Origin of the sequence: Pseudoalteromonas sp. HM-SA03 (genome assembly GCF_002289345.1) — a bacterium.
Classification (GTDB): domain Bacteria; phylum Pseudomonadota; class Gammaproteobacteria; order Enterobacterales; family Alteromonadaceae; genus Pseudoalteromonas.
Genome location: NZ_NSDG01000044.1, coordinates 23,678 through 35,001 on the forward strand (window position 1 = coordinate 23,678; position 11,324 = coordinate 35,001).

Genomic DNA, 11,324 nt, shown 5'->3' on the forward strand with positions numbered 1-11,324 from the left:
TAGCTAGTATCAGCACATTTCTCACAGCCTGTACATCTGAGACAGAATCTGATCTTTTGAAAACAAACGCAATTAGTGCGGATATATTAATAAATTCAAATGGAGAAAGAGCTCGAATTGTGGCCGAGTTAAATGTCGGGGACTCGTTCGGCTCTAATGTAAACTTAAGCGAAGGTGATACGCTAAGAGCGATCGTAAATGGCCAAACGATCCCATTGACTAAAGATACTGACATTCTAGATATTGATTACGAGGGCAGATCCTCAGTTGTAACTGGTAACAGCCTATATACTATCCAGTTAAATCGAAAGAAGGAACAAAATGCTTCAGCGTCTGTAGAGCTTCCTTTGGGCTTTCTCGTACTTACCCCCGAAGCAGCGAAAACTTTTCGATATGATGAAGATATTGAAATTCATATTGATGGAATAGACTTAGCGAGTGAAACATCTCTTATCGTTAACTATGCATGTTCAAATAATACGGGCGGGTCAGTGACAGGCTCTTTCTCAACACAATTTGGAAACTCGACAAGCAATACATTCAATGCAAAAAGCGCTGGCCTCATAGATCTAGAACAGATTGCAACTTCAAAACCATGTGAATTTGACATGGAAATTCAGAGAGTTAGAACAGGCCGCTTTTCCAGTGCACTTAAAGACAATAGTTTAATTAGGGGTATCCAATCGAGAGTTATTAAAGATCTAGAATTTACTTTCTAGTTTACATAATTTTTAAGTAACCTGAGGTTTGGATAAGAAATGAGCTAACTAATTGTTTTTAAACATACATTAAATTATTTCCTTATCTAGCCAGAGAGTTTTAGGGATAACTAGACGAATTTACGCACCAATAGCTGGCTATTGGAAGTGAATTCAACGCAGTTAGCGCAAAAACTGGCTGCTAGAAAGGCATTAATTATCCGAAGCTCAGGTTAAGTAGTAATACGTATTTCAAAAAAGGTGGAATAAGTCCACCTTAACACTAAAGCTAAGATCATATGGGGTAATTTATAGCCTTTCTTAACTTTTCTAGTATCGCTACGTCACAGGCTTTTATAATCAACGCTCATTTATCGCCTCCAATACACTTCACTTATCTTAAATTATTCCCTACAATGTGCGGCAGTTTCGAGTAGAGATTATTATGTGTAAGGGAATGTCAAAACTACTTATTATGATGACGATGTTGGCTGCCTTTGTTGGGCAAGCATTAGCATCTCCCTTTTTTGTATCTGATGACGACATTATTATCACGCAATCGATCACACTTGAATCTCAAAACGAATACCAGCAAGGTGCAGATGATTGTTGTGACACAGATTGCTGCGAGAACGATTGCATTTGCCCAGAAAACACCTGTGCAACCTTTGCATACATTCCTATAAACCCTATTGCCTCAGAACTCATTCGTTTTGGTGGCTCTGTACGATCGACTCCGACTCCAGATATTCATAGTATTGCGACCTCCTTCTATCGACCTCCTATTTTACCGCTTAGGCTACAGCCAAACTAAATTCTTACTAAAAAATTTAATTTATATGCTGCGAAAGTTATACCAATTGACTTAATTAAGTGGTTTATTTTGAGGTGAAAAAATCTTGTCGATAACACAGCTACCGCGCCCTGCTATCGCCAAGGTATCTACCCCCATGTAGGCAAGACGAAAATATTATTATTTAGTCGTTCTAAATAAGAAGCCTTTGGCGTAGCTCGCGTCAGGTTTTCTCCTCAATTTGAGCTGGTATTAAGCTAATAAAACTTCGCAGTGTTTTGCATCATCTGAGGTAAAACATGCTTAATCAATATTCAAAGGTAGCGCTTGCTATCTTACTTGGCCCGTCTGTATCTTATGCAGGAGAACACCAACATCATGAAGAACATCACCAAAGTAAAATAGAGAAAATTCAGGTAACCGCGTCACGGCTTGGCCGGATCGTGAACGAGTCAGCAACTAGAACTGAAATTATCAATAGTGAAGAAATCCAAGAAAAAGCCTTAATGCGGCCCGGAAATATTTCTATGCTAGTTGCCGAAACTGGCGGTGTACGAGTACAAAATACTTCTCCAGCTTTGGGCAGTGCCAACATAAGATTGCAAAGCCTGTATGGTCGCTATACCCAGCTACTTAGTGATGGTTTGCCATTATATGGTGGACAAACTGCATCAATTGGGTTGCTTCAAATCCCTCCAACCGACTTAGCCAATGTTGAAATTATCAAAGGTTCAGCTTCTTCTTTGTATGGTGGATCAGCCTTAGGCGGGGTGATTAATCTTATCTCTCGTACACCAGGAGATGAATCTGAAGGTGAAGTGCTACTTAATGCAACATCAAAAAGTGGTCAAGATATTACCTCCTATTTTGCAACCCCACTGACCCCTAGTACTCGTGCGTCAATTACTCTAGGCCTTCATCATCAGGCTCAGCAAGATTTAGACGATGACGGTTGGCTTGATATAGCAGGCTATGAGCGCGCGACCGTTCGCCCACGTTTTTATTGGGAAGATGAAGACGGTGCCAACCTTTATTGGACGTTTGGTGCGATGAGAGAAAATCGCGAAGGTGGTACGCAACAAACGGATACATTACCTACAGGTGAATCATTTCCTCAACATCAAGACTCATTAAGGTTAGATAGCGGTTTTATTTTCGACCAACCACTTAGTGAAGAAATAAACCTCAGTGTTCGTGGTTCAGCGATGCATCAGGAGCATGACCATGTTTATGGTCTGACTCAAGAAACAGATAACCATGAAAGTTACTTATTTGAATCTAGTGTATCGGGTTATCGTGAAGCTATTGCTTGGCTTGTTGGAGTAGCTTATCAGTCTGACCGCTTTGAGTCTGATGACTTTTCAGAATTTAACTATAACTATCAAGTGCCTGGGTTATTTTCACAGATAGACTATGACACAGAAAAAGACGTTTCAATATCATTTAGCGCCAGAACCGATTGGCACAGTGAATACGGCACTCAGTTTAGTCCACGCGCATCCATTTTGTACAATCCAAACAGCTGGACAATTCGCGGATCCTACGGTCAAGGCTTCTTTGCGCCGACACCTTTTATTGAAGATATTGAAGACAGTGGCCTGTCTCGCCTTGAGCCTTTAAGTAACTTAGAGGAGGAACTGGCGACTACAGCGTCTATTGATCTCAGCTATGTATTTGATGACATTGAAACAAGTGTCACCCTGTTTGCCTCAGATGTCGACAATGTCACTGAGCTTGAGGTCATCGAAGCCCAAAGCCCGAATACAAATAACCACGTTCGATTAGTGAATACTCCAGGCCAGACCGAAATTCGTGGCGCAGAATTGCTTTTGCGATACCACTGGCATGACATCAAAATAACTGGAAGCTATTTATATACTGACGCAACAAAACTTAGCGGATTAGGCACTGCCCGAACTCCCTTAACCCTAACACCAACACATTCTGCTGGTGCAGTAATTATGTGGGAAAAGCATGGCAGTCACCTACTAGGTTTTGAAGCTTATTATACTGGTACACAGCATCTCGAAAATAACCCTTACCGTGATAGAAGCGACGCTTACTGGCACTTAGGCTTACTTGGTCAAATCACCCTTGGAAACGTAAGTTACTTTTTAAATGCAGAGAACTTGCTCAATGTTCGGCAAACTAAAGATGAGCCAATATTGCTAACTCAACAGGCTCCGAGTGGACGGTGGACAACTGATATTTGGTCTCGTAATGACGGATTTACGATCAATGCAGGGATCCGCATTAAGTTTGGTCATTAATTACTTCTGATCATTGCTGAAACGATACAGTTTCATGTTGGCATATGCAGACACCCACTTTAGCGTCACAGTTTAAAAATGGGTGTCTTTTTAATGTTTTTAAATTTTTACCTCAAAAGATAAAGTGGGTGTCTCTTTAGCCGTACTTTAGCGTAGAAAAGCGAAAACCAAGGTGGAGCGAGTCCACTTTGGTTTAAGATAAAACAGAACTAGCTAGTACAGCTCAGTAGCCTTTTTTTAGTCTTCTAGTATCGTTTTGTACAACACGATACTTTTTTGCAAGTGCCCGTTCCTTGTCTCTCTTATCTTTTAGGCTGGCTTTGTTTCTTTGATGTTCACTTCTTAACTTTATAAAGTTGTTGAAGCGCCTAACTTCAAGTTCTCCACTCTCTATCGCTTGCTGAACAGCACATCCGGGCTCATTTTGATGTGAGCAATCACTGAAGCGGCAGGCGCTTTCTAACGCCTCAATTTCTGCAAATGTTTTACTGAGACCTTGTTGACAGTCGGCTAGCTGGATCTCCCTCATTCCTGGCGTATCGAGCAACACTGAGCCATTGTCCATAAAATGTAACGAGCGAGAGGTTGTCGTGTGCCGCCCTTTTGCATCATCTTCACGGATTGAACCAGTGAGCTGCTCTCTACACTCTAACAGCGTGTTCACCAAGCTGGACTTACCCACACCAGAAGAACCTACAAATGACAACGTTTTGCCCGCGCTACACCAAGCTTTTAGGCACTCAACGGAGCTCGGCTCCAACGCATTTATCGCTTCGACTGTCAAAAATGGGTCCAACTCCTGAACGAGTTGTACTTGCTGTTGCCAACAATCGACCAAATCCTTCTTGGTCAAAACAACAATTGGCTCCACTTGAGCTTCGTTAGCCAGTGCTAAGTAACGTTCGATCCGGTTTAGATTAAAATCCTGATTTAGCGAGCAAACAATAAACAGGCTATCGATATTTGCGGCTATCAATTGCTCCGCGACTTTACTGCCAGCAGCTTTCCTTGAAATAACCGATTTGCGGGATAATAGCCTAATAAATTGATAATTTTCATCCAACAAAACCCAATCACCAACCGTCATACTAGGCAGTGATACATGAGTAGCTAAAGAAATTTGTCGTGATTGCAACTGGATTAAATAATTACTTCTGTGGTGCACTATCACGCGGCCAAGATTTGATGATTCCAGTTCTGTTAGTGTCAGTTGCTGTTGAAAAAATGCTTGCCAACCAAGCTGTGTTGGCGAATAAGATGTATTCATTATAAAATCTCAAAAATGCAGAAAGACTGCAAAAATCAAGCAGGGTTAATGAATATCATTGACCCCGGATAAGCCCATTAGGCATCACACCGGGTAAAAGGAGTAAAAAATTTAGAAGAGACGAAAGTTAGAGTCTACTAATCACACCTAGCTACAACTTTTACCGGGCGGCTCAATAAAACAATCATCAAATTCTCCTTCAACTCTTTTGAATACTGCCGTAGAGTAGCACTGAAGATAGACTAGGTAAACCAAGTATTTCACGCAACCAATTTCAATAATAGATTAAAGTTTTGTGTTTAAAGCGATATCAATCACGCAATTTTTTGTATGTTATCTGGGTTAAAATAAGAGCAGACGCTGATCCGCCTGCTCTTGTGATTTTAATAAGCTTACAACGCCAGCATTAAAATCTCTTTCGCCTTCGCTAAATCAATATCGCCGTGCTCACCTAGTGCCGTCATGCCATTCTTTTCCAGATTAGCAATAACTTCCTGTACTGCTTTTTCGTCTAATTGATAATCAGCTAAACGGGTTTGCACCGCCATCGACTCAAAAAAGTCTTGAACTGCTTTTATCGTTTGGTCAATTTGCTGTGCTTCGTCTGCGGCTGCAATACCAAACACATGCTCACCAAGTTGCTTTATTTTCTCAGCTTTTTTGTCTCGTTGCACATACATCACCGCAGGTAATACAATCGCAAGCGTTTGCGCGTGGTCAAGGTTATACAACGCCGTTAGCTCGTGACCAATCATATGGGTTGACCAATCCTGAGGTACGCCTTGACCAATAAGGCCATTTAGCGCCATAGTTGCAGACCACATAACGTTTGCTCTTACATCATAATTGTTAGGCTCGCTTAATGCCTTTGGCCCTTCGCTGATAAGCGTTTGTAAAATACCTTCTGCGAATCTATCTTGCAGTGGCGCATTTACTGGATACGTTAAATACTGCTCAATCACGTGAACAAACGCATCCACTACCCCATTACTCACTTGGCGAGGCGGCAGTGAATAGGTGTATTCTGGGTCAAGTACCGCAAACTGCGGCTGCACTGTTGGTGACGAAAACGCACGCTTTTGCGAAGTTGCCTTTTTTGTAACCACTGAGTTGCCGTTACTCTCAGAGCCTGTAGCAGGTAAAGTAAGCACGGCACCAATCGGTAATGGATTGCTAAAGCTTGCGCCTTTTACCAAAATGTCCCAAGGCTCACCGTCAAAATTCACGGCTGCCGCCACAAACTTTGCGCCGTCAATCACACTGCCGCCGCCAACCGCAAGAATAAAATTAACATTATTTTGCTTTGCCGTCGCGACCGCTTGCATTAGCGTTTCATATGTTGGGTTTGGCTCCACACCACCAAATTCCACAACCTCAACATCTGTCAATGCATTCATTGCTTGGTCGTATACACCATTATTTTTAATCGAGCCGCCGCCGTACAGTAGCAACACCTTTGCAGCCTCTGGTAATCGTGAGGTGATTTCACTCATTTGGCCTTTACCAAAAAGAATTTCGGTTTGATTTTTAAATACAAAATTAAGCATGCTCAATTCCTTACTGTTGAATATTCGACTCTTTCGCTAACATTTCTAGCAGCTTTTCTGCTAGTAATGTGTCTGAAAACGGGTTTTGCCCTGTAATTAGCTCTCTATCAACAACCACTTTTGGCTGCCATGCATTTGCAAACTGCATTTTTCCTCCAGCCTGAGACATCGCGGCTGCTGGGTAAAAGTTGAGCTTTTCGCCATTTAACGTGCTTTCAAATACTTGTTCTTCTGGGTTCGAAAATATCGTCATTTGATATCCGTCATAAATCCAGTTTTTCGCTTGAACAGGTGACTGTGTTGTTAAACTCTGATAGTACGCTTTTGGTTCACTTTGTGCCGACAGCAACGTAACTGGGCCGTGGCAAATCGCAGCTGTTGGTTTATTCTCGCGGTTAAAATGGCGCAAAATTTCACCCACCTGCGGATTATTCGCCAAATCAATTAACGGTGCGTGTCCGCCTGGAATAAATACCGCATCAAATTCGTCTAGCCCCGCAGCAAGGATCTCGCTAAAACTTGCGGTATTATTAATATCTGGCAGGTTAGCAATAAATTTTTTGATGCTTTGTAATTTAGTCTCATCACCGCCGAAGTAATTAACCGACACTGATTTTTGATCAACAGCAGGGGCATTGCCTTTTGGTGTTGCTAATATCAATTTATATCCAGCATCCACCAATGCCTTTGCAGGTATCCCAAACTCATTGAGGTAATAACCTGTTTCTATTGTCTCACCACTGGCAAGTTCCATAGAGGTTTCGCTCGAAAGTAACACTAATACTTCACCTTCACTTGCATGAGCGCTAAGCACATGTGTTGCACCCAATAACGATGACACCCACACCATCGTATTCACTATACTCTTTTTCATCCCGGCTCCTCATACCAGTTCAATATCGACGAGTTTAGGCGATTTGCGGACACATGAGAATTCGGATAAATTGGTAAGAGCAATCAGAATATTTATGGCTCAAGTAATTTATGTCTCACCTCACCCAACTAAAAACCTTTGTGGAAGTATACCGCTGCAAAAATATCACCAAGGCAGCGGCCAACTTGGGGATGTCGCAGCCAGCTGTCACGGCACATATTCAAACCATGGAAGCGGTAGTAGGAAAAGCCCTGTTTGAACGCCAAGCAAGAGGGGTAAAGCCAACGCCAACAGCACATGACTTAGCGCTGCAGGTGTCTGGTCATATCGATATTTTAGAGCAGAAGATCACCTCAATTCGAGCGCGCTCCAACGCGGTGTTTGGCACACTAAATATTGTTGGCCCCGCGGAGTATTTAAGCTTTGTCTCCGGTCCACAAATCGCCAACTTATTGCAAGCGGGCAACATTAACGTGGTACTTCATATTGGCAATAAAATTAACATTTTCGACGCACTAATACACGACACCGCCGACATCGCCATTGCCGCCTCTGCGCCAGATCCCACAACCTTTGACTATCTCGTTTTAGACAAAGAACAATTGTGGCTAGTGATGAACCGTTTAGAGGGCAGAGAAATTCAAGACAGCGATATTACCGCCGACTTACTCTCTAGCTATAACGTCGTCACGTACGATCAAGACTTACCTTTGGTTAGACAATACTTTGACCGTGTATTTAATGCGAGCTGCAACTCTAATGTCATCGCTATTTGCCCAGACATTAGAGCAATTGCTAACATCATCCGCTCTGGAATAGGCTACTCCGTTCTCCCCGATTATCTCTGCCGAGATCTCATAAAAGCAGGTGAACTGATCCAACTTGGCCCTGTAGGCCCTGAAAACAATATCTATTTGGTATGGAAAAAGGGCGCGTTAAAACACCCTCGCATTGCTTTTGCAAAAGATGTGATCTCCGCCTTTGCTAATATTAATTATCTTTCGAATTAAAAAGTTGTAAAAAAATCATTTTCCGCAGATTTCTGCTGAGAATTCCTGTTACCTTGCTGTAAATTAAAAGAGACGGGTTGGAGCATCAATGGACTATCAAAGCCAATATCGTGACTTAACTATTTATTACGACGCACTAAAAAAAGCAACAAAGCAAAGTGAAGCGGTACCAGACACCACAGAAAAATGGCTGGCACTCGTAGAAACGACCTTATTTGAATTACAAGAGCTTGCCCATATGGAAAAGGCTTATATGCAAAAATCAAGAACGATGAATAACCTAATTGAGTTGGTATATTCCAGCGCCCCAAGCATGGACTAGCAACTAAAGGTTACTGCTATTGAATTTTGCATTGACAAGAGTGCTACTACTAGCACTCTTTTTTTCGCTAGAAATAGAGTTAAACAGATTTAAAGTTTGAAAAGAAATTAGCTGCACATACTTTACGACGCGGATAACCTGCGAAAATTTATGTGTGTTAGGTGTACTATTGGTACACCTTCAATGTAGTAAAGATCTCCTCGGACAGTTCTGCAAACACACCGTGGATCCGCTCAGATAGCGCTTTTACATTATCGAAATCAGGGTCAGCAAGCATTAAAATTTCAAAGATTGACCACTCGGGCATAACATCTTGATCCACCCACCTAACCCCCTGTAACTTTGCCCAATAATCAATCTGAACATCCTTTGTTTGCCCAAGGAGCCAAAGTTCGAATTGCACCTCTTGATGGTTCAACACCACTGCCAATTTGAGTTTGTGTTTTTTAAGGTAATCGTTTTGCAGATAAAAGTATGTAAAGTCAATATATCCGTGTAACACGTTTGCGACTGTAAACTGGCCTTTATACTGCTTACTGAATTCAGCTCTGAGACTTTGAACAATAGAGACGAGATCCTTATAGGTTCTCTGTAGTTCGCCACTTGCAAATGCCATTTTATAGGCTGGAATTCGAGCACGAAGACTTTTATTAGACATGTTGTCCTCTGAGTTTTTCAGGCACATAGACAAAATGATCCACACACGAAGCTAGCATTGCAAGGAGCCTGAGTCATCATTAGATTGCCAATATCATATCAAACTATCAAAGTCGAATGACGCTTCATATATCCCAAGCTCAAAAATCAAGAAGCAAAAATCAACAAAAATCAATGACACCCACTACAAATTTCAAGCCTTCATTTTCCTTACGTCAATGCAATTAGTGATGGGTATCACCAATCCATCCTTAGGCATTCTTATACCAAATTTTCTAAGAGCTCATCACAAACCAATTCTAATGCTGCAGCCTCTAGAGAAAATGCATCGATGTACTTCGACCAAAACCACTCTTTCCCTATCATAAACTGGTTTCCAAGTTCGATTTTTAGAACAAAATGGCCAAGGGCATCAACTGGTTTTATTAGCAACTCCAATTCATCAGGGCTTTCAGAAGTTAGTTTAGCTTCGCCCTTTAATGTACTTTTTAATGATTCAATATTTTTTATGAATTCCTGTACTTCACTTCCATCAGCCCATACGTCCTTTGTAAAAGTGAACCCGCTAGAGCTCAAAGTTAGCCGAAGATTGTAATCATAGTCGTACTCATCCGCTCCTCGGCTCAATACAACGATTTCTAATTTATGGCTATCACTTAAATTTATCTTCATACTTTAGGAATGCCTAACGAGCCTGTAGAATTGCTCATTTTTAATACATTTTGCATAGTGGTATCAACCTTAGCCGAGTTCTTTATTTGATTCAATCGTTTACTCTAAACGTCACTGTCATTTTTTTACTGTGTTTTATGAGGCTATAAGGCTGGTCTCTGTGGCTTTTTGAGGTTTAAAATGAGCTACACTTCTTAGTGTATTATTTTTTGCAACTTTTCTAGATTATGCACCAAGCAATACAACTTCCATTGCGCATTCACTTTCCCTCGTAATGTGAGTTTATTCATTCCTTTATTCACTATCATGTTGCCGAACACAAGTTCGATACACCTAAGTCGCTTGCTGTATTATCGCCGCCTCTAATTTAGTAGTGGTAACGACACGAAATTATCGTTATCGCTTGATTATCAACTGCATAAACAAGCCTGTTAGTGTCATCAATACGACGAGACCAAAAACCAGATAAGCTCTCTTTCAACGGCTCTGGTTTACCGATGCCCTCAAATGGGGAGCGCTTAACATCATTGATGAGTTTGTTNGATGCGCTTGAGTGTTTTCTTGTCTTGAGTTTGCCAATACAGATAGTCATCCCAAGCGTCATCAGTCCACGACAGTAAACGTTGACTACTACTCATCAATTAACTCTCGTGCTGTTGTTTTACCAGCACGGTACTGTGCAATCGAACGATTTANGGTGTTCAGCGTTTTGAGGAGAGCGTAGTAAGTGAACAGTCTCCATAAGGCTATTGTAGTAATCTAAAGACATAACCACAGCATCCTCAGAGTCACGACGTGTAATGACTGTTGTATCTGCGTCATTAACTACACCGTCTAGAACAGCTTTAAGACCATTTCTAGCTTCAGTAAAAGATACAATTCTCATAAGAACCTCTACATGTACATTTAATGGAACAAGTATAGTCTTCACCATTCTACTTGTACAGTAAATTGAGCATGTAATATTGATAAGGTAACCAACACTCCGCTCACCGGAATTTTGGGAGCGGAGTAAGTGAAATTTCCGAGTGTGGTGGCTTGTTAAATTACGTCATCATCAGCATTCAAAGCCATCTTTAAGAAGCTAGGCATTCTTGGATCTGTGAATTGAAAGAATTATCAAATCGCTGACACCCACCACTTAATTTGCACCTTCCTAAGATCCCGCCTAAGCTTTAATTCTGCACTCAAAGGATTGAGNGAAACCAAACGAT

11 protein-coding genes and 3 pseudogenes (1 of these 14 cut by a window edge) are annotated in these 11,324 nt (G+C 41.5%); 6 read left to right on the forward strand and 8 right to left on the reverse strand.

Translation table 11 applies throughout. The features are described 5' to 3' along the window. Window positions 1–119 precede the first annotated feature (119 nt). From CKO50_RS08265 to CKO50_RS08275, 3 genes are all read left to right on the forward strand, one after another. Complete coding sequence (locus CKO50_RS08265) at window positions 120–719, forward strand: hypothetical protein (RefSeq protein ID WP_141240131.1); 600 nt, start codon at window positions 120–122, stop codon at window positions 717–719. A gap of 436 nt (window positions 720–1,155) precedes the next feature. Further along, entirely contained in the window at window positions 1,156–1,512 is a 357-nt protein-coding gene (locus tag CKO50_RS08270) for a hypothetical protein (protein WP_095727771.1), read from the forward strand. 278 nt (window positions 1,513–1,790) lie between these two features. Next, the gene (locus CKO50_RS08275) at window positions 1,791–3,761 is read left to right on the forward strand and encodes a TonB-dependent siderophore receptor (RefSeq protein ID WP_095727772.1); all 1,971 of its coding nucleotides are present in this window, start codon (window positions 1,791–1,793) and stop codon (window positions 3,759–3,761) included. A 223-nt stretch (window positions 3,762–3,984) separates the two neighbouring features. Here the strand turns inward: CKO50_RS08275 and rsgA are convergent, their stop codons facing one another. The 3 genes from rsgA to CKO50_RS08290 form a co-directional block, all read right to left on the reverse strand. After that, on the reverse strand, window positions 3,985–5,028 hold the full coding sequence (gene rsgA, locus CKO50_RS08280) for a ribosome small subunit-dependent GTPase A (RefSeq protein ID WP_095727773.1): 1,044 nt from the start codon (window positions 5,026–5,028) through the stop codon (window positions 3,985–3,987). A 392-nt stretch (window positions 5,029–5,420) separates the two neighbouring features. Next, window positions 5,421–6,575, reverse strand: a complete 1,155-nt coding sequence (locus CKO50_RS08285) for an iron-containing alcohol dehydrogenase (protein ID WP_095727774.1) — start codon at window positions 6,573–6,575, stop codon at window positions 5,421–5,423. A 10-nt stretch (window positions 6,576–6,585) separates the two neighbouring features. Further along, window positions 6,586–7,449 (reverse strand): type 1 glutamine amidotransferase domain-containing protein, encoded by an 864-nt coding sequence (locus CKO50_RS08290; RefSeq protein WP_095727775.1) that lies wholly within the window; start codon window positions 7,447–7,449, stop codon window positions 6,586–6,588. Window positions 7,450–7,559: 110 nt separating this feature from the next. Between CKO50_RS08290 and CKO50_RS08295 the strand changes: the two genes are divergently transcribed. Beyond that, the gene (locus CKO50_RS08295; protein ID WP_095727776.1) at window positions 7,560–8,459 is read left to right on the forward strand and encodes a LysR family transcriptional regulator; all 900 of its coding nucleotides are present in this window, start codon (window positions 7,560–7,562) and stop codon (window positions 8,457–8,459) included. A gap of 88 nt (window positions 8,460–8,547) precedes the next feature. Beyond that, window positions 8,548–8,781, forward strand: coding sequence for a hypothetical protein (locus CKO50_RS08300; RefSeq protein ID WP_010369844.1), 234 nt, complete (start codon window positions 8,548–8,550; stop codon window positions 8,779–8,781). A 166-nt stretch (window positions 8,782–8,947) separates the two neighbouring features. On the opposite strand, the gene CKO50_RS08305 is transcribed toward CKO50_RS08300, so the two are convergent. From CKO50_RS08305 to CKO50_RS08325, 5 genes and pseudogenes are all read right to left on the reverse strand, one after another. After that, window positions 8,948–9,439, reverse strand: a complete 492-nt coding sequence (locus CKO50_RS08305) for a hypothetical protein (RefSeq protein WP_010603675.1) — start codon at window positions 9,437–9,439, stop codon at window positions 8,948–8,950. A 260-nt stretch (window positions 9,440–9,699) separates the two neighbouring features. Further along, window positions 9,700–10,110: a hypothetical protein gene (locus CKO50_RS08310; protein WP_095727777.1), complete on the reverse strand. Its 411-nt coding sequence runs from the start codon at window positions 10,108–10,110 to the stop codon at window positions 9,700–9,702. Window positions 10,111–10,304: 194 nt separating this feature from the next. Further along, a pseudogene (locus CKO50_RS08315) lies at window positions 10,305–10,448 on the reverse strand (transposase); the annotation flags it as partial. 29 nt (window positions 10,449–10,477) lie between these two features. Next, window positions 10,478–10,748 (reverse strand): annotated as a pseudogene (locus CKO50_RS08320) (Txe/YoeB family addiction module toxin). After that, window positions 10,741–10,996, reverse strand: a pseudogene (locus CKO50_RS08325) (type II toxin-antitoxin system Phd/YefM family antitoxin). Before CKO50_RS08325 ends, CKO50_RS08320 begins: the two co-directional pseudogenes overlap by 8 nt. A gap of 326 nt (window positions 10,997–11,322) precedes the next feature. Here CKO50_RS08325 and CKO50_RS08330 point away from each other — a divergent pair. Next, a protein-coding gene (locus tag CKO50_RS08330) for a transposase (RefSeq protein ID WP_095727778.1) crosses the window boundary here: on the forward strand, window positions 11,323–11,324 show a 2-nt sliver of it. Its footprint extends 976 nt past the window's final position; a 2-nt sliver of its 978-nt coding sequence is all that appears in the window; only part of the start codon is in view: it crosses the right edge, with 2 bases visible at window positions 11,323–11,324; its stop codon lies beyond the right edge, outside the window.

Excerpts from the sequence above, each read along its gene's own strand:
- CKO50_RS08270 (WP_095727771.1), top strand. The coding sequence starts at position 1,156 with ATGTCAAAACTACTTATTATGATGACGATGTTGGCTGCCTTTGTTGGG.
- CKO50_RS08275 (WP_095727772.1), top strand. The coding sequence starts at position 1,791 with ATGCTTAATCAATATTCAAAGGTAGCGCTTGCTATCTTACTTGGCCCG.
- rsgA (WP_095727773.1), bottom strand. The coding sequence starts at position 5,028 with ATGAATACATCTTATTCGCCAACACAGCTTGGTTGGCAAGCATTTTTT.
- CKO50_RS08285 (WP_095727774.1), bottom strand. The coding sequence starts at position 6,575 with ATGCTTAATTTTGTATTTAAAAATCAAACCGAAATTCTTTTTGGTAAA.
- CKO50_RS08290 (WP_095727775.1), bottom strand. The coding sequence starts at position 7,449 with ATGAAAAAGAGTATAGTGAATACGATGGTGTGGGTGTCATCGTTATTG.
- CKO50_RS08295 (WP_095727776.1), top strand. The coding sequence starts at position 7,560 with ATGTCTCACCTCACCCAACTAAAAACCTTTGTGGAAGTATACCGCTGC.
- CKO50_RS08300 (WP_010369844.1), top strand. The coding sequence starts at position 8,548 with ATGGACTATCAAAGCCAATATCGTGACTTAACTATTTATTACGACGCA.
- CKO50_RS08305 (WP_010603675.1), bottom strand. The coding sequence starts at position 9,439 with ATGTCTAATAAAAGTCTTCGTGCTCGAATTCCAGCCTATAAAATGGCA.
- CKO50_RS08310 (WP_095727777.1), bottom strand. The coding sequence starts at position 10,110 with ATGAAGATAAATTTAAGTGATAGCCATAAATTAGAAATCGTTGTATTG.